Here is a 26,837-nt window from a genome sequence, read left to right as displayed (position 1 = left end):
TAACCCTTAACCCTTAACCCTTAGGACAAAAGGCAAATATCCGCTAAGCGCAATGTATTCATCACGTTATTGGTCGTTACCTGAATGATTTTTTCCAGCGGCTCACCTCGACATGTAGCCAGTGCCTGGGCGACAACCGCCACTTGGCTGGGCGTATTACGCTGGCCTTTTAAACCGTCAGGAGCCATATCCGGCGCATCGGTTTCCAGCGCCAAACTTTCTAGCGGTAACTGAGAAAATAACACGCGTTTTTTATTCGCGGTGGGCCACGTAATCGCACCACCAATACCGATTAAAAACCCCTGTTTAATATATTGCTCTGCTTGGTTCAGGCTGCCCGAGTAAGCATGAACAATGCCGGTAATCTCTGGGTATTGCTTCAGCAGTTTGAGCGTTTGGTCATGGGCTTTTACCACATGCAAAATAACCGGCAGTTGATGCTTTTTAGCCAGTTGTAGCTGGGCTTCAAACAGAGCCAACTGCGCTTCTTTATTATTTTTGGCCTTGGCAAAGTCTAAACCGACCTCACCAACGGCAACTATTTGGCCTGCCTTCAGGCTTAACAGTCGATCCAGTACGGCTAGGTCAGATTCCTGATGTAACGCCATAAAAAAGGGATGCATTCCAAGAGCGGGGTAAAGACGAACACCGCAGTTCTCGCCGATAAGCTGTAATGTCCGATGCCAATGTTTACGGGCGATACTCGGAATCACAATCCGCCGGATACCCGCGTCAAACGCTTGATGGAGCAGGGTGGCACGGTCGTGGTGGAAATCACTAAAATCAAGATGGCAGTGGCTGTCAATCAGCATGAAAAACCTCTGGTTCACTTTTATTATCGTTATTTTTTTATAATCGGTAGTGGATATTATGGCGATTTTGTCTGCGCTTGGCTGTGAGCAAAAAGGCCTATAACGCGTCGATACAAAAACGGCCGCCTATGATGGGCAGCCGGTCGTCTTTTTTGTAACAATATAAAAAATTTAAGAGGATTGCCCAAGAGCATTAATGTTCGCGGGTCGCTCTGAACAGTACCTCTGGGAAGCGTTCCTGTGCCAGTGATAAATTCACACGACTTGGAGCCAAGTAGGTTAGTAAGCCCGCGCCATCAACGCCAAGGTTATCACTGCTCTTACGACGGAATTCATCCATTATTTTTTGATCGTCGCATTCAACCCAGCGGGCGGTTTGTACGTTTACAGGCTCATACATGCAATCGACTTTGTATTCGTCTTTCAGTCGGAAAACAACCACTTCAAACTGTAGCTGGCCCACCGCACCCAAAATCAGATCGTTGTTGTTCATCGGCATAAATAGCTGCACCGCGCCCTCCTCTGATAGCTGTTTAAGCCCTTTTTGTAGCTGCTTCGTTTTCAGCGGATCAGTCGCTCGCACACGGCGGAACATTTCTGGGGCAAAGTGCGGAATGCCGGTAAATTTCAGGGATTCACCCTCAGTAAAGGCATCACCAATCTGAATCGTACCGTGGTTGTGCAGGCCGATAATATCACCAGACCAAGCTTCTTCGACGTTTTCACGATCACCGGCTAGGAAGGTTACTGCATCGGCAATTTTGACATCCTTACCGGTGCGTACATGCTTCATCTTCATACCACGACGATAGCTACCCGAACATACCCGCATAAAAGCGATACGGTCACGGTGTTTCGGGTCCATATTGGCCTGAATCTTAAAGATAAAGCCAGAAAAAGCTTCTTCTGTTGGCGCAACTTCGCGGGTTTCCGTTTTACGGGCAATCGGCGGTGGTGCCCACTCAACAAAGTCGTTTAACATCTCGCGCACGCCAAAGTTAGCCAATGCCGTACCAAAGAATACTGGCGTTAATTGGCCCGCCAAAAATGCCTCAGAGTCAAACTTGTACGTAGCACCACGTACCAGCTCCATCTCTTCAACAAAATCCTCATACTCATCGCCAATTAGCGCACGAGCTTCATCGTTATCTAAGCCTTGAATGCGAATATCATCATGTAACGTATGACCTTTTCCTGGTGTGAAAACGTGCAAGGTATCGGTATAAAGGTTGTAAACACCTTTAAACTCTTTACCCATACCGATTGGCCAATTGATGGGGGCTGCTTGAATTTTAAGTACCGCTTCAATCTCATCCAGCAAATCAATAGGATCACGAATATCACGATCCATTTTATTCACGAAGGAGAAAATCGGCGTATCGCGCAAACGACACACATCCATTAGTTTAATAGTACGTGCTTCAACACCCTTCGCACCATCAACAACCATTAGTGCGGAGTCTACCGCCGTCAACGTACGGTAGGTATCTTCCGAGAAGTCTTCATGCCCCGGAGTATCCAGCAGGTTGACCATACGATCATTATACGGAAACTGCATCACCGAAGACGTGATCGAGATACCACGCTCCTGCTCCATACTCATCCAGTCTGAAGTGGCATGGCGATCACTTTTCTTACCTTTTACCGTCCCCGCAGTCTGAATAAGATTGCCCAACAGTAAGAGTTTTTCGGTGATCGTGGTTTTACCCGCATCAGGGTGACTGATAATAGCAAACGTGCGGCGTTTATTGGTTTCATTGAAAACTTTTGGATTCGACATTAAGCAATCTTTTAATTTGTACACAGATCTGAGCGCATTTTCGGAAATACCCTATTTCAGGTCGTTTCCCCGCCAGATTTGTTAGGTTAATCGTAATTGAAGGCTATTTTCGCTGATCCTGGCTTTATAAACAATCAATGGTTTCCTGGCGATTCGGGAGGAGGGAGATGATAAAAGATAAGATACCTTCCAGTGGTGGTCAGTGGTAGTGATGCCTACATTCGTATACATGACAAGCATAGCCGGTGTATTGTTACTAATTCAGATCTGGCCAAAATCTTTCATCAAGATAATGAACGAGCATTGCACGCAGGAATACTATTCGACGTGGAGAATATAACGACATTAGCTTGGAATCTGCACTTTCTGATTTTGATGATGCTTTGTCTGATTCTGGCTATACCAATGAAACTAGACAAATCATAATGCAGCCTCATTCATTTTGAGGAGCCGTTATGGGAACCCGCAAACCACTCGATCTTTTTGCTTTTAGCTGTATGTTGTTATTTTGCGTCGTGATGGCCTCGCAGCAAGTGGTATTAAAGGCGGTTGCAGAGGATATTGCGCCGGTATTTCAGATAGCGCTGCGTTATGGTATTGCAGCGATGTTGCTTATAGTACTGATTCGCTCCAAGCGAGCACCGATTGGCTTAAAGCCTGAGAATCGGTTACCGGCTTTATGGATTGGGGTCTTGTTCAGTTTAGAGTTTCTGTTTTTGGGCGAAGCGTTAAGGTACACCAGTGCTTCCCATACGATAGTGTTGCTCTATACTTCTCCGATATTTGCGGCGATTGGTCTACATATCAAACTTCCTGATGAGCGTATGAACGGCCTACAGTGGTTTGGTATCGTGCTTGCTTTTGGTGGTACCGCCTTAGCATTTTTGGGTGGGGGCGATGATTTAAAGCTTAATTCCTCGATCTTTTGGGGGGATTTTCTGGCACTTCTAGCAGGTGTCGCTTGGGGCGCGACCACGGTTGTCGTACGAACAACAGGGTTAACGGCGTTACCTGCGAAGCAAGTCCTGTTATATCAGCTATTAATTGGGTTTGTGGCGTTAACGTTTTGGTCTGTATGGACAGGGCAGACAGATTTACATCTAACATCTGCCGTTATGATGAGTCTCGCATTTCATGGTATTGGTGTTGCTTTTCTCGCCTTTCTGCTTTGGTTTTGGCTGTTGACGCACTATAAGGCTTCCCAGTTGGGCATCTTATCTTTTATGACGCCGGTGCTAGGTGTCTTGCTGGGCAGTTGGTGGCTTAATGAGCAGGTTGAGCCTAACTTTATCATTGGTGCTGGATTTATTGTTGCGGGGATTCTGCTGGTGAGTAGCCATGGCTGGCTGATGAAGCGTTTCGCGTCGAATTAATTGTTTTTTCTGAAGTGACCGCTGAAATAACAAAAGGTAGGCAGCGGTGTGTTTAAGCGACTATGCCGATGAGTCAATCAAGCTATCAGCTGATTTTCCCTATGATTTCTTGATACTCATCGGCGCTTTTAACGACAGGTGATAGGTGACAAGTGACAGATATTAGGCATTAAGCTCTGCCGCTAAATTTACGCTCTTCCACGTTTACCTTAATACGATCACCGGTAGAGATATGCTCTGGTACTTGAATGACTAGGCCGGTGTTCATGGTTGCAGGCTTGGTGCGAGACGTCGCCGATTGGCCTTTAATTGATGGGTCTGTTTCAACAACATCCAACTCTACGGTGGTTGGCAGTTCAATTGCTACTGGACTGTCGTTGACCAAAAGTACGTGAATACCTTGGGTTTCTTCGGTGATAAAGCCCGCTTCATCAGCAATAGATTCTTTGCGCAGGTTGTAAGCGCTGTAGTCTTCGTTGTCCATAAAGACGTACTCGTCACCATCAATGTAAGACATCATCGCAGGACGACGGAATAGATCCGCTAGATTCAGCATATCGGAATCTTTGAATGATTCATCACGTTTAGCACCGGTCACCACATCATACATCCGCATACGATAGATACTGCCACCGGAGCGGCCTTGGGGCACTGAGCGTTCGATATCACGAACAAACCAAACACTGCCATCCAGCTCAACCGCTGCATTTTTCTTTATTTCACTTGCCTTAGGCATACTATTAATCCTTTTAGAAAGAAGGTGTTCACGGATAAAGTCGGTCAGATTACTACAAAATCTGTAAAAAGCCGCCAAAAAATTACCCCCTGGTAGGTATATCTGCGTTTCTGTCTCTATCGTATCTTTACGTCATTATTGAAATTATTACGAGGGTGCGCTTTTTTTATGGCCACTTTCCCACAGGCTCTCTCGTGTACGAGATACCTTTTTGTTGAGACCACTGCTCTGTCCCCGTGCAGAGTAAACGCCGGAGTTGATTTATGACCGCACCTTCACATACAACCTCTTATTATGCCGCTTCGGCAAATGACAAAGTCCTGCGGCCTGAATTACAGGGTGAAGTAACCGCTGATATCTGTGTCATCGGAGCTGGATTTACTGGCCTGTCTAGTGCGCTGCATTTGGCAGAGCGCGGCTTTAAAGTCGCTGTAGTAGAAGCCAGCCGCATAGGCTTTGGTGCATCGGGTCGCAACGGTGGCCAAATCGTACACAGCTACAGTCGTGATATGGATTTTATCTCTCGTCATTACGGTAAAAAGACCGGCGATGAGATGGGTAAGATGGCTTTTGAAGGTGGCGAAATTATTCGTGGCTTTGTGAAAAAGTACAATATTGACTGTGATCTGAAAAATGGCGGCATCTTTGCGGCCTGTAATAGCAAACAGATGAAAGAGCTGGAAGGAAAGAAAGCACTCTGGGAGCAGCACGGACATACTCAGCTAGAACTGTTGGATGCTAACAGTATTCAAGGTCATGTTGGTACAACTCGTTATCCCGGTGGTTTGCTGGATAAAAGTGGCGGCCACTTCCACCCCTTGAACTTGGTTCTAGGCGAGGCGGCTGCTTTTGAATCCTTAGGCGGCACCATTTATGAAGCGTCTCCGGTTATTCGTGTTGAAGAAGGCTCTAAAGCTAAAGTGTGTACGGCAAAGGGCTGCGTTGTTGCTGATTATGTGATTGTGGCGGGTAATGCGTATCTGGGCGGCTTGATTCCTAAGTTAGAACAGAAAGCGATGCCGTGTGGTACTCAGGTAATTACCACCGAACCTTTGTCAGAGGCGCAACAGAAAGCCCTGCTGCCAAAAGATAACTGTGTGGAAGACTGTAACTACCTGCTGGACTATTACCGTCTATCCGGTGATGGTCGCCTCATCTACGGTGGCGGTGTTACCTATGGTGCCCGAGAGCCAGATAAGATCGAATCTTTAATTGTGCCTAAGATGCTGAAGACCTTCCCCGAGCTGAAAAACGTAAAGGTGGATTTCGCATGGACCGGTAACTTCTTACTAACCTTGATGCGACTGCCTCAGTTTGGTCGTATTGGCAGTAACATCTATTACGCACAAGGCTATAGTGGCCACGGTGTCACCAGCTCTCATCTTGCAGGCCGTGTCTTAGCCGATGCGATTCAAGGCCAGGCGGAGCGTTTTGATATTATTGCTAACCTACCGCAGTACCCTTTCCCCGGTGGTCGTATGTTCCGTGTGCCTTATACCGCAATGGGTGCCGCTTATTATACCTTGCGTGACAAAATGGGTATCTAGTCTCTGAGGGCCGGTAAAAGGGACGCTCTGCAGTGCGTATATAAAGTGATATATCGACTGCAGAGCAGCCATTACGTGCATCGTTTTATTTTAGCTTGCCGCTCTATTTATGATCCTATTTATGGCCCTATTTATAGCGTAAAACGATAAGTTATAACTTAAAACGATAGGGCGGACTTGAGCTACACCCTTTATCTGATTTTATCTAATCAAGATTGTCGCAGACACGGAGGCTGACTGCGGTTGATAACTGCTTATTCAAACTATCGATTAATAGGTTGATTTTTCGAGGTTGAATAAGCCACACAATGCCACCTGAAGTCAGCAGGATGCTTGTCTTACAGGGTATAAGAAATATAAATAGGTATATTTATGAGCAGCTCAAACTCTACATCTTCTGCCACTGCCGGTGAGTCGATAGCTCTGACCACTGTTGCTAATCCAACCCGTTGGGTTCTTTTTTACGGGGCGGTTATGGCAGGCTTTGCTTATCTGTCGACAGTACCCGCTGAAGGCGAAAGCTACGGATTTCTAAGTCTATTACCCGCATTACTGATTCTTGTGGTCGCTGTTTTAACCAAAAAACCTCTTGAATCGATCTTTGCTGGCATTATCGCCGGTCTTTTGCTGCTAAACCCTGCCGGTGTTATCACCGGATTGGGTGATATTTCCCTTGCTGTTGTTATGGATGAAACCATCGCGTGGATCGTACTGGTGTGCGGCATGATGGGTGGTTTGATCAATATGCTAGAGCGCGGCGGCAGTGTTTTATCCTTCGGTGAGCTATTGGCTAAACGGATAAGAACTCGGCGCGGCACCATGCTAACCACCTGCTGTTTAGGTCTGATGGTCTTTATTGATGATTACCTGAACTCGTTGGCGGTATCGGCTTCGATGAAGAATCTAACCGATCGCTACAAAATCTCTCGGGAGAAGCTGGCGTTTCTGGTTGACTCGACCGCAGCGCCGGTTTGTATTTTGGTTCCGGTATCCACCTGGGCGGTTTACTTTGCGGCACTGTTAGAAGAAAACGGCGCTGTCGCAGAAGGGAAAGGGATGTCGCTGTATATTGAATCCATTCCTTTTATGGCCTATGGCTGGATCGCGTTAATTGTGGTTTTTTTGGTCGCGGCAGGTTGGTTGAGTGATTTTGGCCCGATGAAGGCTGCAGAAGAGCGCGCGCAAAAAGGTCAATGTATACCGGACGGTTGTCGTCAACTGGGCTTTGATACCAGCAGTATTCGCAAGACCTCTCCGATTGTTGGCTTAATTAACTTTATCTTGCCGATGGCAGTGTTGATCGCCGCTAGTGTTTACTACGATATTGACTTATTGCTTGGTGCGTTAGTGGCGTCTTTATTCACCATGGTGTTGTATTTTTGGCAGCGCCTTCTGAACTTTGGCGATCTGGTCGATTCCATGCTAGATGGTTTTAAAGTGATGCTACACCCCATCGCCGTCGTGTGTGCGGGCTTTATGCTAAAAGACATCAACGACCAACTGGGTATGACGCCTTATATCATCGATACGATGACCCCTTATATGTCTAAAGAGATGCTTCCTGCTTTGGTCTTTGCGGCGATGGCTGCCGTGGTGTTTGCAACAGGCTCTAGCTGGGGTGTGTTTGTGGTATCTCTGCCGATTGTGATTCCAATGGCGCTGGTGATGGATATGTCGATGCCGCTAACGGTTGGTGCTTTGCTGTCTGCTTCTGCCTTTGGTAGCCACGCTTGCTTCTTTAGTGATTCCACCGTGCTGTCGTCACAGGGTTCTGGTTGTACACCGATGCAACATGGTTTAACACAGATCCCATACGCCCTACTGGGTGCGGCGTTTGCGTTTGTCAGCTTTATTGTGCTGGGTTACTGGATGGCATAACGCTGTAGGGATACCTTACACGAGCCTCTGTGCCGGTAACGGTTCAGGGGCTTTTAGGTTTTTAAGAAAGGACGATAATAATGACAATACGCTCGCCAAGATTGGCCTTCTTTTTGGTCTTTTTGATCAGCCTTATTTGGGGCACAGAGTTTGTTCTGATCGATTTAGCGGTGGCCGAAGTGCCAACCCATACCTTCAATGCGATTCGTTTTTTCTTGGCCGCTTTATCGCTACTGCCTTTGTTGTATTTTAGCGGTGAGAAAGTAAGGCCTAAGCACTGGAAAAAAATGCTTTTTATGGCACCTGTTTTGGCCTTAATGCTGTTTATTGGGTTTTACGCGCAAACAGAAGGCCTACGCTTTACCAGTGTCTCTAATGCGGGATTTATTACGGCGTTAAGTGTGCCCTTGGTGCCGGTGTTAGGTTTTCTTATTTTTCGCCAGCAAGTACGTACCATGGTGTGGTTGGGTGTTTCGCTAGCGACCCTGGGTTTGTACTTGCTCACAATGGGGGGCGCAGCCTATGAGTTTAATAAGGGCGATATTTTAGTGCTGATCTGCGCCTTTGGCTTTGCCGCTCATATTGTGCTGACCGGTCGATGGGTTGGCGATATGCCCGTTATTACCTTAAGTATTTTACAGCTATTAGCCGTGTCCATTTATAGTGTTATTGGTGCTGCCATAGGCGACCATCCGATCTTTTATTACGCGGGAACACCGCCTATTACCGGTTGGGCGTTGTTCAGTAAGCCCGTGGTTATTTTTTCCATTGTGGTGGCGTCAACACTGGGTACGGCCTATGCGGTTTGGGCGCAATCCGCGTGTCAAAAGTTACTTCCTTCCCATAAAGTGGCCCTTGTGTTTGCTTTAGAGCCTATTTTTGCCCATATCACGGCTTGGGTTGTATTGAATGAGCATCTTGGCGTTATGGGGGTTATTGGCGCAATCTGTATTGTGGTGGCGATGGTGATCTCAGAACTGGGTGATAACGCGCATAAGCCTGAGATTCAGGCGCTGGATCAGACCGCCGCACCGCATTAGGGTCGACGATCATGTTGGGGTAGATAGACCTGAGCTTGTGTTAATACTCGCTTAGAGATTTTAGGTGATGGATCGCATCCACTTCCTCGTCGATCTCTTCTAGTCGCTGCGCCAAATTATTCATATGTTCAATATTTGCACTAACCTCCTCTCCGGTTTGGACTGAAGATGTGACCATATTGTTAATATCATCGCTTAGTTCTGAAGAACCAGAGGCGATCTCCTCAACAAACTGACTGGTGCGGTCAATGGTGCCCTTAATACTGATGATAGAGTTGGAAACATTACTGATGGTTTTTCCGGTTTCGTCGACACTCTTTTGCGTATTTTGTGATAGGTTGCGTACCTCGTCGGCGACGACGGCAAAGCCTCGGCCAGCATCCCCAGCTCTTGCGGCTTCAATGGCGGCATTCAGCGCCAGCAGACTGGTTTGGTCGGCAATATTGGAGATCACACCTAAGACGGCTGTCACCTCTTCTGCATTGTTTTGTAGCACATTTACATCGGAACGTAGCTGTATCCGGTCAGATTCTTGCTCAAGGATTAGGTTGTTGAAATAGTCAAAACGCTGTTGAATATTGCTCAGTACATCCTGGGAACTTGCGGTGTAACTCTGCAGTGAATCAAAGCCTCCTATAATAGATTTCACCAAAGGTTTGTACTCTGCCATACGGTCAATCAACAGTGCCTGTAGCTGGTTGATCTGACGCAAACTGTTTAGCCGTGATTCCATAAAATACATACGGAAGTGACTGTAGTATTGAGGGAAGTTATCGGCGTATTCGTCACGGAAAGGTACTCCTTTCAGCGGTTGGTAGAAGAAAACAGCGGTCAGGGTCTGATTCATATGCACCCCCAGTAGCTCACCGAAGGTGGAAAACCCCGCCGTTGGAATCTGGTTAAAGGTGCTCAGTCGGTCTAGGTTCGGCCCGTTATTGATGCGGCGTAAAATACAATCGTTAGCCAGCATCGCCACTGGCTGAGGTTTATCCGCAGAGTACTTCCTGTAGGCCTGATCGGTTTGATCGGTAAAACTACCAGCCTTGACCAAATGCAGTCTATCGCCAAAATGAAGATCACAAAAGAAGGTGACAGTTTCCGTTGCTTGATTAATATCTGCGACCGAACGTATAAACAGCTCATCGCCAATATCAACGCCAAAAGAGTACCCAGTTAAATGGTGATCTAGTGTGTCAGACGTACAATGGAAATGATCACATAATACTTGAACCAGGGACACGGCTCTGTGCTCACCATCACGCATAACAGATTGCACAGTTCGAGTGTGAGCATCGGCTTCGATAATGGTGAAATGAGTGCCGGTTTTTTGGAAGTTATGGCTTTTAAATATGCCATAGCGAGTTTCTGGGCTGAGTTTACAAAATAGAATCAAAGCGTTGCCATCGACAACCTGCTGGCCGTCGAACACAGCCGCTTGCTGAAAATCGAGCTTACCTCCAGCAGATCCGCCAACAAAGTAGCAAGGCAGCTTATTACTGGCATAAAGTGCCTGCATAAAGAAGTTTTCGCTGGCGGTTAAGCCATCAAAAAAGGTTAACGCTAGCGTATCTTGCGCTTGTACATCAAACGGTAAATTGATGCGTTTGATTTCCTGCTCAATTTTTTGCGTGCGCTGCTGTTCGCTCATTTTTGGCTGGCCGCGCTTTATATCATCGCAATGCAGATTAACTGTGCGTAATTCCAGAGCATTGAACAGCTGATGGCTGAAACTCTGTAATACTATATTGTCCCATTTGCCATCAGCCTTATGATATAAGCTGCGGCCACAAGAGCTGAGCTCACCGGCGGTCATTACCGCGATAAATTGCTGAGCAAAGGGCAGAGATTGCTTCAGAGCTCGGGCGGTCTGCTCAAAGGGCAGCCAAGGAGAGATAAAAGCCATTACTAAAGCAGCTTGTCCATCATGAAAGGCCAGAGATTGAAGTTGCTGCTGGTTGATTTGGTTTTGGTGTAGATGGATGACTTTTACCGGTGATTCCTGTGGCTGCGTTTCGGGCAAGACTCTTTTTTTCCAGAACATGCGGACCCCCATAAAATAGGTGATTTGCTGGATATATTGATGGTCATACACGTATTAGAAAAATATACAGCAAGCCCTTGAAAAGCCTTTGAGCCATACTAATCGATGATATCAATGTACCAATGGTGAGTATTTATTCACGCATATTTTATGGTAGGTGGAGGTTGATTGATAGCCTGTCGTATTATGTATTAGTGTTTATTAATTACTCTTTTTCTGAGAGCGTAGATTCCGGTTAGCTAACAGTTCTCCGGTATCAATCAGCTCTGTTCTAACCGACAGCGCATTTATCGCAATACCATGAATCATCCCATCAACGGTGGTGCAGGCATCTTGAATCACTTTAACGTGATAGTGCTCTGCTGTTTTCGATAATGCGGTGTGGGTGATGCAGTTCTGAGTCATCATGCCGCATAAGATAATTTCATTGATACCCGCCTCGGATAATAGTTCGTGCAGCTTGGTTTGTTCAAAGCTATCCGCAAAATTTTTAACGACAATCTTCGCCTCTGGAGCCGCTGCTTTGATGGCGCGATGGATGGCAACACCCTCTGTTTCAGGCTGAAAGAAAGGACTTTGCGGTTTACCAACATGCTGCACTAAAACAATCGGCATCTGACTCGCTTGGGCTGTGTGGATAGCCGTTAGCATATTCGCCAGTACGGTTTCGGTATTCCAAAGCGGGTACTTACCTTCAGGAAAATAATCATTTTGAGGATCGATAACGATCAGGGCTTTTTGGGTCGTTTTTTGAGATGTTGATTGAGACATAGCGAAGTGCTCCAGTTTTAAATAAGGTCTTATTAAGACCGCGCTTGATTAAGCTTTTCTGTGGATTGCTTTATGAATGATCGTATTTTAAATGACGATAGACTTAATCTTTAGAGTCAAAAATGACATATTTAAGGTCATAAACGACATTTGTCTGATATTTGGTCGCTTATAAATTTAAAAATAGAGAGCAACAGGAGCCATGTCAGCATGGGGCGAAACCTAGATAACAAAGCCATAGAGAACGGCGTGCGAATTGCTATTCTCGCTTATCCCAATAGCCTTAAATCAGCGGTTTATGGTTTAGAAGAGCTGTTTCATTTAGCCAGTCGGCTATGTCGTGAACCGTATAATGAATCGAGTGGTGGGCGGAATGGTGAACAGAAAGAAGGACTGAATGGAGAGAAGAATAGAGAGCAAAAAACCGCCTCACTTTTTTTGCCTCAAGTGCTCACGCTGGATCAACTGTCCTGTGCTGAGGTCTTTGATGTGGTGATTTTACCGCCTGGGCAACGCAGTGATTTCTACTTACAGCCACCGGATACGTTAATCCATTGGTTACAGCAACAGGCACAATCCGCCATTATTTGCTCTGCTTGCGCGGGGAGTTTTATTTTAGCCGCCACGCCTTTGTTGAGCGGCAAGCGAGTCACAACTCACTGGGCGTTCGAATCTCTATTTAAAGCGCATTACCCTAACGTGTTGCTCGATCTGGATCAGATCTTGATTAATGAAGGCTCCGTTATTACCGCAGGGGGGATGATGTCTTGGCTGGATCTCGGTTTTGAAGTGGTCGCCCAATATGCGCCAAGCGGCATCGTACCCCTGATGGGTAAATATTTAGTGGTGGATACTGGACGGCGATCCCAACGTTTTTATCGACGTTTTAAGCCCGATCTTCATCACGGTGACGCACTGATTCGCACCGCCCAAGAGCACCTAGAAACGGTTTTTCCTAACCTGCCTTCCGTAAAAGACTTAGCTGAACAAGTGGCGATGGGAGAGCGAACATTTCTACGACGGTTTGAAAAAGTGACCCAATATAAACCAAAAGAATATATGCAGCGTTTACGTATTCAAAAAGCATGCGAGCGGCTGGAAGAGAGCCGTGCACCCTTTGAAACGATCGCTCGAGAAGCTGGTTATGAGGATGCTGGCGCTTGTCGAAAACGCTTTGTTCATATTATGGGGTTAACCCCAAGTGAATTTCGACAGCGATTTAGCGAAGGTTAAGTAAAATACCCGTTGGTATGGAGGTCTATTAAGTCTGACATAGGTTGGGATAGTAATAGATTGGGATAGTAATAGGCAGGGATAAAAAGCGACATCAAATTTTATGAGGTGGGCTCAATGGCTTCAAATATGATGTCGTTTACAAAAAAAGATAAAAAAATTACGCCCTAATTGTGTGCAAAAAAGCACGAATCCTTAACCGCATTAACTGCATTCGCCGCAGTAATAGACGTAGTAAGAAACAGCAGAAATAAGCCGGTTAAGCTTCTAGTTGGTTAAGGTGGCTTAAAAACAGTGTGAATATCTCAGATTGAGTGGATGTGTTTAAGCGGCTGTGAATATTTTTTCGGTGCACTTTAACGGTGCCAACGCTGATGCTAAGAATGTCGGCAATCGCTTTGGAAGAATGTCCTTGCAGAATAAGCCCCAAAATCTCTTGCTCCCGCTGGGTTAGTACGCCGCTGGCGAAGGTTTTTAGTGCTTGTTTGATCGGCCCTTCCGAACGTTCATACTTCACAAACTCCCCTGACTGCACATGCCAGAACTGTTGCACTAAGGCTTCAATGACGGGAAAAATACTCTTTAGTCGGTTCAGCTCTGCGCGGGTGATTGTGCCCAGGGCGCTCTTTCGACCTAAGGCGATGGCGCAGGTTGTATGCTGGCTCAATGTGATGGTCATATTGACCTCATCAACTAGGTCAAATTTGCGATAACAGGATTGGTAATATTCGGTTTGATCGAAGGAGTCCGGTGCAATATCAACCAAGCGAGACACGTTAGAGCCTAGACCATCTTGAATACTGTTAAACAGAGGATCAAGAATATAGGCTTTTTCGATATAGTTTTTTAGTGTTGGACTGTGCTCTGCGGGACTCTTTGGATGTAATATGATCGGTTTGAAGGACTTTTTGTACGTCACCACAAGAATCGTATCGAAGTTACAATGATGGCTTAACACTTCTTCCAGTACCGGCATAAAACTCGGTACTTTAATGTGGTTGATTAGCGCGGCGATATCGCGGGCGCAGGGGGCAGTAATTAGCTCCGGATTCGTTTTTGGATGCATGTTGGCTGAGGCTCCGGTTGCTGCAGTAATATTAATAGGAATCGTGTTTAAAGCAGTATAGAGCTTATTGCTTATTATCCTGCCTGATTGGAATAATTGCATATTTTTCTTGTTATATAAGGCTGCGGTATAGGATTGTGGCAGTAAGATGAATACGCCCAAGGATTTACCCTTGGGCGCTGTCTCTAGCGGAGATAAATAATAAAATGATTACAGCTTATTAATGGATTCGACGGTTAGATCTAAGCACAGTTTTGCTTTTTCGCACAGTTCATCAACTTCGTCACGGGTAATGACCAGTGGCGGAGACATCACCATACGGCTACCCACCGCGCGAATAATAAGGCCATTATTAAAGCAGTGTTCACGGCAGATATAGCCTATATCAATATCCGATGGGAACAGCTCTTTGGTCGCCTTATCTTTAACCAGTGCAAAACCAGCGATTAAGCCAACGCCATTAATATGGCCCACAAGAGGGTGATCTTTTAAGGTTTCACGCAGCTTCTCTTGCAGGTAAGGGCCAATATCGTTTGCGACATAATCGACGATATTCTCTTTTTTCATCAGCTCGATATTAGCCAGAGCCACCGCAGCGGCCACCGGATGACCGGAGTAAGTAAAGCCATGGTTAAAGTCTTCGCCCATCTCATCCAATGCCTTAGCAATACGGTCACCCACAGCAACAGCAGAGATTGGCAAGTAGCCAGAAGATAAGCCCTTCGCCATAGACATAATATCGGGTGCGATATCCAGTGTTTGGCAACCAAACCAACTGCCGGTACGGCCAAAGCCACAGATAACCTCATCGGCGGCGAGCAAAACATCATACTTCTTACAGATTTTTTGAATTTCAGACCAGTAGTTCGCCGGTGGAATAATGACACCGCCCGCGCCTTGAATCGGCTCCCCAACAAAAGCGGCAACATTATCTGGCCCTACAGCCAAGATTTTCTCTTCTAAGGCTTTAGCGCAGGCAATACCGAAGGCTTCTTCGGTCATATCGCCGCCTTCACCATACCAGTACGGCTGACGAATATGCTCAATACCGCCCACCATAGGAATGCCCTGCTTGTGCATACCGCTCATACCGCCAAGGCTTGCGCCTGCTACGGTACTACCGTGATAGGCATTTTCGCGGCTGATAATGATGTTTTTATACGGTTTACCTTGTGTCACCCAGTAGGTGCGCACCATGCGGATAATGGTGTCGATAGCCTCTGAACCTGAATTGGCAAAGAAGATACGGTTCAGATCACCCGGCGTTACTTCAGCAATGGCTTGAGCCAATTTTGCTACAGGTAAATGGGTTGTCTGGAAAAAGGTGTTGTAGAACGGCAAGGTAGCCATCTGCTCGCTTGCGGCATCAATCAACTCTTGGCGACCATAGCCCATATTGACACACCAAAGACCGGCCATGCCGTCTAGCATTTTTTTACCTTCGCTATCCCACAGGTAAACACCTTCCGCTTTAGTGATAACGCGGGCACCTTTTTTGTTTAAGGCACCGGTATCTGTAAAAGGATGTAGGTGGTGTTTTGCATCCAGTGCTTGCCACTCGCGGGTGTTGTTATTTTCAGCAGCCATTTGTTCGTCCTCTATTGTCTATCTATCGGGTTGTTGCGCTTTCTCTGACCGGTAAAAGGCGAGTCACCGAATCCGCTATTGTTAGCGAAGCGTCATCTTTTTTGTGATCATGTTTTCAACATTTGTGATCAAATTAGGATAAACAGGCCTACCCTAATGTCTTTCCTGTTTTCTTTTCTTGAGGCTATTTTGTGATCACAAAATGAAAAAGTCAAACGTTCAATGCTTATATTGTGATCACAAAACTAGTTTTATAAGACTTAAACCTGAGGACGGCGGCCGTCTAAAACGTATTTGCGCCAGATTGTTCAATAAAGTTGTATAGCAGCTCTGGGGTTCCTGCAAAGGCAAAGCCTTCTCTTATATCTGATGTAATCGCCATCTGTAGTGCTAGGCCGTCTTTCTGTTTAATGGCTTCGATCGCTTCGTTATGACGGTCAATGGTGTAGTGCTCTTTAAGGCGGGAGTTTGCTAGGCGCATAAAAGGCCCTAGCTGGAGCCATAGGCTTTCAATTAACGGCAAGGATATTTGATGAGGGTTAGCGGTGTAGAGTCTGCGGTGAAAGCGTTGGTTGCGTATTGTGATTTGCTCAAGGTCGCCATTTGCTTGAGCTTCGTCGATCTCTTTATCCAGCGCGATAAGCTCTGCTAACGTATCATGATCAATATAAGGCAGGGCCCGTGCTGCCGCATGGGATTCTAGGGTAATACGCGCCTCGCATAGCTCGCTGAACTTCATGGCGGTCATTTTGGGTACTATCACCCGACGATTGCCTTGTATTTCTAAGGCATTTTCCGCAGCGAGCTGGCGCAACGCTTCCCTTACTGGCATAGGACTAACATCCAGTATTGCCGCAAGCTCTCGTATGGTTAAGGCTCGTCCCGGTAGAATCTGACCGTTCATGACGGCGTTCCGCAAAGTGCTATATACCCACTGGGTGATAGTTACAGCATCATCGCGCTTGGTTAATGTAACTTGTATCGGTGATTTCTTGTCCATTACGGGTCGCCTAATACTGGTTTGGTTCGATCATTATTGTTGTGATTAATAGTGATATGGAATAAGTCACTATAATGGTGCAGAACTGTTTTTGTGATCACTAAAATGGTGCGGTAAAAATGTTGCTCTGATTTATTGACCGATTTATTTATTTATGATCATATCATTATCAGGAAATGTGATCACAAATAAATAAGATCCGCTGAATAGCAATTACATTTAGCATTAATGACACCCAATGCTAATTTATGCTTAACACTAAAAGCAAAAAAGGTTGAGAGCGGTAGCAAGGCTCTGTTTATTTAGGCTCTGCATACTAACGCGGTATTGCAAGAGCACCGAAAGCGTTCCGAAAAGTTTTATAAGAGAGATAAAAAATGTCTGTAGATTTTAATGGTGACAACAAAAGTTTTGACAGCTTTAACTCCGACAATAACGAGTTTGATCTGTTTATTACCGATTTGAACGGTAATCTGCGCGGCAAACGTATGCCAGGCAATAGCTTGAAAAAAGTTTTCAAAGAGGGCGTTAAGCTACCGCGCTCGGTGATCGGCTTTGATAACTGGGGTGATGACGTTTTAGAAAATGGTTTAGTGTTTGAAACCGGTGATAGTGATGGCGTTTGTATGCCGGTTCATAGTACCCCGATCAATGTTCCTTGGTCAGAAGAAGCCCGCAGCCAGATTTTGGCAATGATGTTTGATCCCGATGGTAAACCCTTTGATGCAGATCCACGCCAAATCCTACTGAGTATTGTAAAGCGGTTTGCTGATATGGGGCTAACGCCTGTGATGGCAACCGAGCTGGAGTTCTATCTGCTTGATGGCGCATCAGAAGAGAACCGTATTCCTGAGCCACCGATTCTCTCTGAAGGGCACGGTCGTCGCCTCTATGATACGGATTGCTACTCCATTGAAGAGATGGACGGCTTATCGTCTTTCTTCGCAGAAGTGCGTAGCGCCTGCGAAGAGCAGGGTATTCCTGCTGATACCATTATTTCAGAATTAGGCCCCGGTCAGTTTGAGATCAATTTGATGCACGTTGCCGATCCAGCCCTTGCGGGAGATCACGCCACACTGTTTAAACGTTTGGTTAAAGGTGTCGCACGCAAACACGGTTACGGTGCCACTTTTATGGCTAAACCTTATGCCGATAAAAGCGGTAACGGCTTCCACGTTCATTTCAGCTTGATCGACAGTAATGGCAATAACGTGTTTGACGATGGTACGGATGCCGGTTCCGAGCTGCTGCGCCATGCGATTGCCGGTTTGATGGAAACGATGGCCGACAGCATGTTGATCTTTGCTCCGCATTTGAACTCTTACCGCCGCTTTGCAGCCGGAGCCCATGCTCCGACATTTGCTAGCTGGGGTTATGAGAACCGTACTGTAGCGCTGCGTGTGCCAGAAAGTGAGCCGGTAGCCCGTCGTATTGAACACCGTGTTTCCGGTGCAGATGCCAATCCTTATTTAGTACTGGCGTCTGTTTTGGCTGGGGCGTTATACGGTATCGAAAACAAACTACAGCCACCATCGGCCATTGAAGGCGATGCTTACGCTGAAGCGGAAGAGCGTGATCTTCCACGACTGCCAACCCGTTGGGATGATGCCACTCTGGCATTAAAAGAGAGCGAAGTCTTAAAAGAGTATATGGGTGAATCTTTTGTGCGTGTTTACTCTGCTGCAAAAGAGCAGGAACAGCGCAAGATCCAGAGCCGTATCTCGGATGTTGAATACGAAGCCTATCTATAAACAGCCCCTAAACAGGCGATGTGTTAATAGTGTTTGAATCCGTAGCGCTTTATGTCGGTTGATCGGCAGCTGTAAATATCATTCAGATGTGGGGTGCTTGCACCCCACCGCTGGACATTTTAGGACAATAAATGAAGTAACCCCTATCCACAATAAAACCCAAAGCGCGATACCTTGATCGGATCTGCTTTAAGAGGAAGTGAGCATGACAATAAAAAAAGCCCTAACCCTATCGGTATGTTCTGCACTGCTTGCTGGCAATGCCTTTGCTAGTGATAAAGTGCTTAACATCTATAACTGGTCTGACTATATCGAACCAGAAGCGATAGCCCGCTTTGAAAAAGAAACCGGCATTAAAGTGAACTACGATGTTTACGACAGCAATGAGGTATTAGAAGCCAAGTTGATGGCCGGTGGCTCTGGTTACGATTTAGTTATACCAACCGGTGCTTTTTTGGAACGTCAGTTACAGGCCGGTATTTATCAGGAAATTGATAAATCTAAGCTGAGCAACTATTCAAATCTAGATACCGCTCTTATTGAAAAAGTTTCTGCCCACGACAAAGGTAATCTGCACAATGTTCCTTATGCATGGGGAACCATTGGTCTGGGTTATAACATCGATGCGGTGAAAGCTCGTTTAGGTGATATGGAGTTTGATACTCTGGATCTGATTTTTAACCCTGAAATAACCGCTAAACTAAAAGATTGCGGCATTGGTGTTCTGGATTCTCCAGCAGAAGTGATGTCGATCGCTCAGAATTATGCGGGGGTTGATCCTAACTCTGAAAGCAAAGCGGATTTGAAAAAAGGCGCTGAAGTTTTAGAGGCGGTTCGTGGTGATTATAAATATTTCCACTCAGGTAAGTATATTTCTGATCTAGCCAATGGCGATATCTGTGTCGCACTGGGCTACAACGGCGACATCCTTCAAGCTCAAAGCCGTGCAGAAGAAGCCGGTCAAGGCGTTAGCATCAGCTATGCCATTCCTAAAGAAGGTACGCTGATCTGGTTCGACTTGATGGCAATTCCAGCGGATGCCCCACATCCAGAACTGGCTTACCAGTTTATCAACTATGTTCTTGAAGGTGAAACCGCTGCGGGTATCTCCAATTACGTGTATTACGCCGTTCCTAACAAAGCAGCTGAGCCATTGCTGAATGATGATGTGATTTCAAACCCAGGAATCTATCCATCGGATGCTGTTAAAGCCAAGCTGTTTGCTCAGAAAGCACACGCTGCAAAATTCGACCGACTGTTAACCCGTACTTGGGTGAATATTAAAACAGGCCGGTAAAAGCTCAGAGGCCTCCCTTTTGGGGGAGGCCTTAACAATAACAAAACCAAAAGAGTCGAGTGTTTTATGACTTCTCCGCAAAAGATTGATCCTAGTAACATTGGCGAACAAGCGCAGATCAAACTTCCTTCCTGGAAGACCGATGCTAAACCGTTTGTTCAGATCGAAAATATTACAAAAAAATTCGACGACTTTACCGCGGTAGACAACATCTCGCTGGATATCTATGAGAATGAGCTCTTCTGCTTACTCGGCGGCTCTGGTTCAGGTAAGAGCACCTTGCTGCGTATGCTGGCAGGTTTTGAAGCACCGTCTAGCGGCAGAATCTTAATTGATGGCATAGATATGGCCGGTATCCAGCCTTGGAATCGCCCCGTTAATATGATGTTCCAATCCTATGCACTCTTTCCCCATTTAACGGTTAATGAAAACATTGCCTTTGGCTTAAAGCGTGAAGGTATTCGTGGTACTGAAGTAAAAAAACGCGTTGCTGAAATGCTGGATCTGGTTCAGCTTGGTCATTTGGGCAAGCGTAAACCGAATCAATTATCTGGCGGTCAACGTCAACGGGTAGCCTTGGCTCGCTCTCTAATCAAGCGTCCTAAATTGCTGTTACTTGACGAACCCTTAGGCGCGCTGGACAAAAAACTGCGTGAAGAAACTCAGTTCGAGCTGATCAATATTCAAGATGAATTAGGTGTTACCTTTGTGGTTGTAACCCACGACCAGGAAGAAGCGATGACCCTAGCCACTCGAATTGGCGTTATGAACCACGGTGTTATCGTACAAACAGACGAACCCCATGAAGTTTATGAGTACCCGAACAGTCGCTTTGTTGCGGAGTTTGTGGGCTCGGTGAACCTGTTCCAAGGTGAAGTGACAACCGATGAGCCTGATACCGTTTGTGTGACATCCACAGAAGCTGGTGGTGTGCTATGTGTGAATCACGGTATTAGCTGCGCCCCGAATCAAGAAGTCCATGTGGCGGTGCGCCCTGAAAAAGTTCGCATTAGTGAACAACGTCCTGATCAGCCGTTCAATTGTATTGAAGGCAATATTCTGGATATCGCCTATATGGGTAGCTTATCGGTCTTTAAAGTGAAGCTACCTAGTGGCAAAGAGGTTCGCGTGACGCAGCCCAATATTAACCGTGAGAGCGGTGGCCGCTTTACGTGGGATGACAAAGTCTTCCTGTCATGGGATATGGACAGCTGCGTGGTATTGACCTCATGAGTACTGCATCCAGAGTGGCTTGGATCAATGATTCCTACACTAAAATGACCAAATACAACTTCTTCAGTCGTGTTAACTGGGGCCGTTTCTCCGTTGTGGCGGTGCCTTATCTCTGGCTGGCGATCTTCTTCTTTATTCCTTTTGTCGTTGTGTTCAAGATTTCTTTATCAGAGGCGGCGATTGCGGTACCTCCCTACTCATCGGTTCTAGACTGGAACCTTGAAGAAGCCTACATCACTGTAAAAATAAGCCTTAGTAACTATCTCTTTCTGTTGGAAGATGATTTTTATGTGAGCGCTTATTTAAGCTCGATTAAAGTTGCTGCGATCTCAACATTCTTCACCTTATTAGTAGCCTTTCCGATTGCTTATCTGATGGCTCGCACTGAAGGTTCAACCCGTGCGTTACTGTTAGCCCTGGTTATTCTGCCGTTCTGGACCTCTTTCCTACTGCGTGTTTACGCATGGATGGGGCTGTTGAAAAAGAATGGTTTGATTAACGAAACCCTAATGAGTATGGGGCTTATTGATCAACCCTTGGTGATGATGCAAACCGATTTCGCAGTCTATATCGGTATCGTCTATACCTACCTACCTTTCATGGTGTTGCCGTTGTATAGCGCCCTGGAAAAAATGGATATGACCTTATTGGAAGCCGCTGAAGACTTAGGGGCACGTCCGTACCAAAGTTTCTTTTTGGTAACTTTGCCAATGGCAATGCCCGGTGTGATTGCCGGTTGTTTATTGGTCTTTATTCCAGCGGTGGGTGAGTTTGTGATTCCCGCTCTGTTGGGCGGTTCTGACACGCTAATGATCGGTCGAGTTTTGTGGGATGAATTCTTCCTGAACCGTGATTGGCCGATGGCCTCTGCTGTCGCCGTTGTCATGCTGATTATTCTTGTGTTGCCGATCATGCTGATTCGTAACGGTCAGGGTAAAGAGGGAGCTGCATAATGAAACGCCGTTCACTATTTTTAAATATGAGTGCTGGTTTTGGGTTCCTGTTTCTATACGCCCCTATTATTGCGCTGATCATCTATAGTTTTAACGCGTCTAAGCTGGTAACGGTTTGGGGTGGTTGGTCGCTTAAGTGGTACGCCGAGCTGTTTAAAAATGATCAGATTATTGATGCGGCACTGCTCAGTTTTAAGATCGCTTTTATCACGGCTACGTTGGCGGTTGTTCTGGGGACTATGGCGGGGTTTGTCCTAAGTCGCTTTGGGCCATTTAAAGGCAAGATGGTTCTGTCTGGCTGGATTTCTGCGCCCTTGGTAATGCCAGAAGTGATCACAGGGTTGTCTTTATTGCTGCTGTTTGTGGCGATGGAGGGGATGTTCGGTTGGCCAGCGGGGCGCGGTACAGGCACTATTATTATTGCCCACACCACCTTTTGTATGGCCTATGTGGCGGTGATTGTTCAGGCTCGACTGTCGTCTATGGATGAGTCTTTAGAGGAAGCGGCGATGGATTTAGGTGCTAAACCGTCATCGTTATTTTTCTTGATCACGCTACCCCTGATTTCTCCCGCTATTATCTCTGGTTGGCTACTGTCGTTTACCTTATCACTGGATGACTTAGTGATTGCAAGCTTTGTATCTGGCCCGGGTAACAGCACTTTGCCAATGGTGATTTTCTCTAAAGTACGCCTAGGGGTTACGCCTGAGGTTAATGCGCTAGCCACGTTAATGATTCTAGTGGTTGCGATTGGCGTGATAGGCGCTATGTATCAGATGCGTCGGCAGGCGCGTTTGCTAGCCCAGCCTGAAAATTAAAAACTAAAGTCATATTAAAATATTTCTAAAATAGGCTGCTGGAGCTAAAACCAGCAGCCAACCATTCGCTTAAGCATCATCATTAGAGGCGGGTGCAATGGTCATTGTTCACTGCAACAGTTATTTCACTGCAATAACGGAAACAACGGGTAATCGAAATGAAGATTGGTATTTTGGCGACGGGTATTACGCCTGATGAATTGATTGATGAGCATGGCTCTTATGCGGATATGTTTGTGCAGCTCTTTCAACAGGCGGGCCACCAGTTTGACTATCAAGTGTTTGATGTACGTGAAGGACACTTTCCCAGTAGCGCTACAGACTGTGATGGCTGGATTATTACGGGTTCTAAGTTCAACGTGTATGAGAACTTGCCTTGGATGCAGCAGCTAAAAGAGCTTATCTTGCAGATCCACGGGGAAAATCGTCCTTTAATCGGTATCTGCTTTGGTCATCAAATTGTGGCTGATGCCTTTGGTGGGCGAGTTGATAAGTACCAAGGTGGCTGGGGCGTTGGTTTGCAAAGCTATGGTGTAAAACCGGCGTTTGATTTCTTAAAAGCGGCACCGTCTTCTTTTTGTATTAGTGCCATGCACCAAGATCAAGTCTTAACCAAGCCGGATAATGCTGAAGTTTTTGCATCGTCTGATTTCTGTACTTATGCAGGGCTTGTGTACGACGATCGTATTTTGACCTTTCAAGCACACCCTGAATTTAATATCAGCTATGAGAACAGCTTAATCTCCCTGCGTCGTGGTGAGGTTATCCCTGATGAAACCGCCGAGCTGGGGTTAGCGACTATCCAAGAAAAAGATGCGGCGACCGACTCTATTATGGTGGCTCATTGGATGGCTGATTTTCTTAATCAGCGTGGGCCTAAAGCTTAAAACGAACCTCAAGCCGTTTGGAATGAACGCCAAGCGGCTTAAACGAGCGCCGAGCAGCGTCGTAGTTAGGGCTGCTTGGCGTTTTATGTTTTTTATACGCTGACGGCATCGCAATTTTGCTGCAATAAGGTAGAAGAAAATGGCTGTTACTGCATCCTCTGAATGCTCCAATGCTGAGACGTTATCATCTGCGGCGTCATCTATCGAGGCATCATCACAGGCTTCAAGGTCAGAAAGGCTATCGAAGAAATCATCGAAGAAAGGCCTGTTATCGACACTCATGTCACTCTCGGTCGGACAGAGGATCACGCTTAATTTAGGTGTTATTTTACTACTGTTTATGATGACATCCGCTAGCGCATACTACAGTTTTAACTCGGTGGAGCGCGATGTTGGTATTGTTGTCGATAAAGCATCGCCTAGGGTGTATCTCAGTAGTAATCTTCGCAGTAGCTTGGCAGAAACTAAGTACCTGCTATTGCAGTTTCTTTCTGGACAACAGATTGAAGAGGATTCAATTGATGCGTCATTGAATGCGTTACAGACTGAGTTTTCTCAGAATTTTAGTCAGCTAAAACAGATCGGTGTGCAAGGGATTACGCAATTAGAGCAGGTCACTGATGAGATTTTTCGTACTGCTGAACAGATGATTCAAGCACAACAGGCACACCGTGCCAGTCAGGCGGTTGTTGACGCCCAAGCCCGAGATTTCAAATACCTTACCGCAGAAATGGGCTACACCTTAGAAGACCTGCTTTATGAAGAATTCCGCTATGAGTATCTGTCGGTTTTAAAGCCCATTCGCGATGATATCGCCTTTATGAATAGCGGCATAAAACAGTTATTGAATACAACGGATTACGCCCAAGCCAATAGTGATGCACAGGAAATTGCTAGGAAGCTGGCCAGTATTGATCAGGCGATCACCCGCGTTCCATCTTTGAATAAAGAGGTTTTTACCACTTTAAATGAGACTTGGCAGCCTTACAAAGCGCAGTTGGTTGATGCTGATTTAACCCTGCAGCAGCATTTGTCCTCGTTACAGGCCACCCGAGAATCAGAAGATGCCATGCTAAAAATTGAGCAGTTGGTTGATAAAAACGAACAGCAGATCGCCCTATTTATCACCTCCGCTAAAGAACAAGCCCGCAACGCCACCGCTCATACAGAGGAAACCTTAACTCTGGGCAAAGATATCATCTTGCTGGGTGCTATATCGGCAACCCTGTTATCGCTTCTTTTGGGCGTTCGCTTGATCCGCTATTTGCAAACGGCTCTTGCCCGTTTGGTTCGGGCTATTGGCCAGATTGCCCAAGGGGATTTAACCACTCGGGTTCCCGTGGAAGGCAATGATGAAATCGCTCAAGTGGCGATTAGTACCAATACCTTGGCTCAGCATTTACATGATCTTGTGAATCAGATGACACATACCGTGCAGTCGGTTCATGAAGCCGCTCAAATTAGCCGAACGATTGGCGAGCAAACCTTATCTGGAGCGGAGACCCAAGCGACACAAACCAATCGCTTGGCGGCTACAGCCAGTGAAATGGAAGCTAGCGCCATCGAGGTCGCGCAACATGCGGAACAAACCCGTATTAGCGCACAGGATGCAGAACGCGTATTGACCTCCAGCCATCAAGATTTAGAACAAAGTCGACAGGCTATTGCCCATTTAGCGGATCAAGTCTTACTCTCGATGACGCAGGTCGCGGAGCTTAAAGACCGTAGCGACGGCATAAGTGATGTGATTGATGTGATTCGCGCCGTATCGGAGCAAACCAATTTGCTTGCATTAAACGCGGCTATTGAGGCAGCCCGTGCTGGAGAAGCGGGGCGAGGCTTTGCGGTTGTGGCGGATGAGGTTCGCTCTTTGGCCTCTCGAACACAGGAATCTGTAGGTGAAATTGAAACAATTGTGCAACGGTTGCAAGATGGCGCGCAGCAAGCCGCGAGTACTTTATCGGGCTGTAGCGATGATGCCATACGTTACAGCGCGCAATTAAATCTCAGTTTAGAAGCGCTACATCAGGTCAGCGATACGGTTCAAGGTATGAGTCAGATGAACGCTCAAGTCGCCACCGCAACAGATCAACAGAGCTGTACCGTTGCTGATATTAGTGAAAGTCTAACGGAGATTCATGGGGTTACTGCGCAAACGACAGAAGGTGCAGGGCGATCCTCGCACCAAAGTGAACGGCTATTAACACTATCCGATAACCTTGCAAACTTAACGGCAAGATTTAAAGTCTAGATGGTTAACTCAAAAAAGGAGTGTTCAGTGAGCATAACACTAGGCATTTTAATTACCGATACTGGCCCAGCTGCGCTCCAGCATCACGGCAATTTTGCTAATTTGTTTGAACGTTTACTCAATAGCACCGATATCACCTTTGATTATCGTTACTACTCGTTGATTGACGGCGTGTTTCCCACAAGTATTGACGTGTGCGATGCTTGGCTTATTACAGGCTCCGCACAGGGTGTCTACGACAATTTACCCTGGATGGCCCCCCTGCGTGAGCTGATTCGTAGCCTACATCAGCAAAAGCGACCATTAATAGGGATCTGCTTTGGTCATCAAATTATTGCTGAGGCTCTGGGCGGTCGCGTTGAGAAGTTCTCCGGCGGCTGGAATTTAGGCATTCAACACTATCATATTGAGCAGCAGCTAGACTGCTTTGATCAACCCGTTGTTCAGTTTGCAATCAATGCGATTCATCAAGATCAGGTGCTGGAGGCTCCTAAAGAAAGCCATACCTTTGCAAGCGCCCCATCCTGTAAACATGCGGGTTTAGTCATCGGTCATCATATTTTGACGCTCCAAGGCCATCCTGAGTTTTATCGAGATTATGAGCAGGATCTGCTAAGCGCAGATTTAGGCGTTCTCTTTCCTGAGCCTACGTTAAGCCTTGCGCTTGATGGGCTGAAAAGAGAACCCCTAGATGATTTAAAAGTAGGGCAGTGGATCGCACGATTTATTGAGCAGGCAAGCTATCGGGAAAGTGGATTATAGAGCTAGCCATTGAATGTATAC

At 46.3% G+C, this 26,837-nt stretch carries 20 protein-coding genes and 1 pseudogene; 13 read left to right on the top strand and 8 right to left on the bottom strand.

The genetic code is table 11. The annotated features are described in order from the left end of the window. Positions 1 to 20: 20 nt before the first annotated feature. Positions 21 to 812, bottom strand: a complete 792-nt coding sequence (locus G517_RS17130) for a TatD family hydrolase (RefSeq protein ID WP_036589955.1) — start codon at positions 810 to 812, stop codon at positions 21 to 23. 193 nt (positions 813 to 1,005) lie between these two features. Beyond that, positions 1,006 to 2,592: a peptide chain release factor 3 gene (locus tag G517_RS0100180; RefSeq protein WP_028302709.1), complete on the bottom strand. Its 1,587-nt coding sequence runs from the start codon at positions 2,590 to 2,592 to the stop codon at positions 1,006 to 1,008. A gap of 455 nt (positions 2,593 to 3,047) precedes the next feature. Between G517_RS0100180 and G517_RS0100170 the strand changes: the two genes are divergently transcribed. After that, positions 3,048 to 3,965, top strand: a complete 918-nt coding sequence (locus tag G517_RS0100170; RefSeq protein WP_028302707.1) for a DMT family transporter — start codon at positions 3,048 to 3,050, stop codon at positions 3,963 to 3,965. Positions 3,966 to 4,134: 169 nt separating this feature from the next. Here G517_RS0100170 and efpL read toward each other — a convergent pair whose 3' ends face one another. Further along, entirely contained in the window at positions 4,135 to 4,701 is a 567-nt protein-coding gene (gene efpL / locus G517_RS0100165; protein ID WP_028302706.1) for an elongation factor P-like protein EfpL, read from the bottom strand. A 263-nt stretch (positions 4,702 to 4,964) separates the two neighbouring features. Here efpL and G517_RS0100160 point away from each other — a divergent pair, with 263 nt between their 5' ends. The 3 genes from G517_RS0100160 to G517_RS0100150 all read left to right on the top strand — a co-directional run bounded on the left by G517_RS0100160 (position 4,965) and on the right by G517_RS0100150 (position 9,166). Continuing rightward, complete coding sequence (locus G517_RS0100160) at positions 4,965 to 6,248, top strand: NAD(P)/FAD-dependent oxidoreductase (protein WP_028302705.1); 1,284 nt, start codon at positions 4,965 to 4,967, stop codon at positions 6,246 to 6,248. Between the two features lie 372 nt (positions 6,249 to 6,620). Next, entirely contained in the window at positions 6,621 to 8,126 is a 1,506-nt protein-coding gene (locus G517_RS0100155; RefSeq protein WP_051205755.1) for a Na+/H+ antiporter NhaC family protein, read from the top strand. Positions 8,127 to 8,206: 80 nt separating this feature from the next. Further along, positions 8,207 to 9,166 carry a DMT family transporter gene (locus tag G517_RS0100150; RefSeq protein ID WP_028302703.1) on the top strand — a complete coding sequence of 320 codons (960 nt, stop codon included), beginning with the start codon at positions 8,207 to 8,209 and terminating at the stop codon, positions 9,164 to 9,166. A gap of 127 nt (positions 9,167 to 9,293) precedes the next feature. Here G517_RS0100150 and G517_RS21165 read toward each other — a convergent pair. Together G517_RS21165 and G517_RS17125 are read right to left on the bottom strand one after the other, a co-directional pair. Then, a pseudogene (locus tag G517_RS21165) lies at positions 9,294 to 11,207 on the bottom strand (methyl-accepting chemotaxis protein); the annotation flags it as partial. Between the two features lie 201 nt (positions 11,208 to 11,408). Then, complete coding sequence (locus G517_RS17125; RefSeq protein ID WP_036589949.1) at positions 11,409 to 11,978, bottom strand: cysteine hydrolase family protein; 570 nt, start codon at positions 11,976 to 11,978, stop codon at positions 11,409 to 11,411. A gap of 210 nt (positions 11,979 to 12,188) precedes the next feature. Between G517_RS17125 and G517_RS0100135 the strand changes: the two genes are divergently transcribed. Then, positions 12,189 to 13,211: a GlxA family transcriptional regulator gene (locus G517_RS0100135; RefSeq protein WP_051205752.1), complete on the top strand. Its 1,023-nt coding sequence runs from the start codon at positions 12,189 to 12,191 to the stop codon at positions 13,209 to 13,211. Positions 13,212 to 13,470: 259 nt separating this feature from the next. Here G517_RS0100135 and G517_RS0100130 read toward each other — a convergent pair whose 3' ends face one another. From G517_RS0100130 to G517_RS0100120, 3 genes are all read right to left on the bottom strand, one after another. Then, positions 13,471 to 14,277, bottom strand: coding sequence for a response regulator transcription factor (locus G517_RS0100130; RefSeq protein WP_036589947.1), 807 nt, complete (start codon positions 14,275 to 14,277; stop codon positions 13,471 to 13,473). 210 nt (positions 14,278 to 14,487) lie between these two features. Continuing rightward, positions 14,488 to 15,864 carry an aspartate aminotransferase family protein gene (locus G517_RS0100125; RefSeq protein ID WP_028302699.1) on the bottom strand — a complete coding sequence of 459 codons (1,377 nt, stop codon included), beginning with the start codon at positions 15,862 to 15,864 and terminating at the stop codon, positions 14,488 to 14,490. Between the two features lie 283 nt (positions 15,865 to 16,147). Beyond that, a complete protein-coding gene (locus tag G517_RS0100120; RefSeq protein WP_028302698.1) occupies positions 16,148 to 16,864 on the bottom strand; it encodes a GntR family transcriptional regulator in 717 nt (238 codons plus the stop codon). A 377-nt stretch (positions 16,865 to 17,241) separates the two neighbouring features. Here G517_RS0100120 and G517_RS0100115 point away from each other — a divergent pair, with 377 nt between their 5' ends. The 8 genes from G517_RS0100115 to G517_RS0100080 all read left to right on the top strand — a co-directional run bounded on the left by G517_RS0100115 (position 17,242) and on the right by G517_RS0100080 (position 26,816). Beyond that, a complete protein-coding gene (locus G517_RS0100115) occupies positions 17,242 to 18,615 on the top strand; it encodes a glutamine synthetase family protein (RefSeq protein WP_051205751.1) in 1,374 nt (457 codons plus the stop codon). Between the two features lie 205 nt (positions 18,616 to 18,820). After that, positions 18,821 to 19,912 (top strand): polyamine ABC transporter substrate-binding protein, encoded by a 1,092-nt coding sequence (locus G517_RS0100110; RefSeq protein ID WP_028302696.1) that lies wholly within the window; start codon positions 18,821 to 18,823, stop codon positions 19,910 to 19,912. A gap of 66 nt (positions 19,913 to 19,978) precedes the next feature. After that, positions 19,979 to 21,145 carry an ABC transporter ATP-binding protein gene (locus G517_RS0100105; RefSeq protein WP_036589943.1) on the top strand — a complete coding sequence of 389 codons (1,167 nt, stop codon included), beginning with the start codon at positions 19,979 to 19,981 and terminating at the stop codon, positions 21,143 to 21,145. Next, complete coding sequence (locus G517_RS0100100) at positions 21,142 to 22,098, top strand: ABC transporter permease subunit (protein WP_028302694.1); 957 nt, start codon at positions 21,142 to 21,144, stop codon at positions 22,096 to 22,098. The genes G517_RS0100105 and G517_RS0100100 overlap by 4 nt, the downstream gene beginning before the upstream one ends. After that, the gene (locus tag G517_RS0100095; RefSeq protein WP_028302693.1) at positions 22,098 to 22,916 is read left to right on the top strand and encodes an ABC transporter permease subunit; all 819 of its coding nucleotides are present in this window, start codon (positions 22,098 to 22,100) and stop codon (positions 22,914 to 22,916) included. The genes G517_RS0100100 and G517_RS0100095 overlap by 1 nt, the downstream gene beginning before the upstream one ends. A 158-nt stretch (positions 22,917 to 23,074) precedes the next feature. Further along, complete coding sequence (locus G517_RS0100090; RefSeq protein WP_211224202.1) at positions 23,075 to 23,803, top strand: glutamine amidotransferase-related protein; 729 nt, start codon at positions 23,075 to 23,077, stop codon at positions 23,801 to 23,803. 139 nt (positions 23,804 to 23,942) lie between these two features. After that, on the top strand, positions 23,943 to 26,054 hold the full coding sequence (locus G517_RS19865; protein WP_084631981.1) for a methyl-accepting chemotaxis protein: 2,112 nt from the start codon (positions 23,943 to 23,945) through the stop codon (positions 26,052 to 26,054). Between the two features lie 27 nt (positions 26,055 to 26,081). Continuing rightward, positions 26,082 to 26,816, top strand: coding sequence for a type 1 glutamine amidotransferase (locus tag G517_RS0100080; RefSeq protein ID WP_051205747.1), 735 nt, complete (start codon positions 26,082 to 26,084; stop codon positions 26,814 to 26,816). The last annotated feature ends 21 nt before the right edge of the window (positions 26,817 to 26,837 follow it).

The sequence above is a fragment of the Oceanospirillum maris DSM 6286 genome, from assembly GCF_000422865.1.
Classification (GTDB): domain Bacteria; phylum Pseudomonadota; class Gammaproteobacteria; order Pseudomonadales; family Halomonadaceae; genus Oceanospirillum; species Oceanospirillum maris.
The sequence above is the reverse complement of the archived record's forward strand: the minus strand, read 5'-3'. Positions and strand labels throughout refer to the sequence as shown.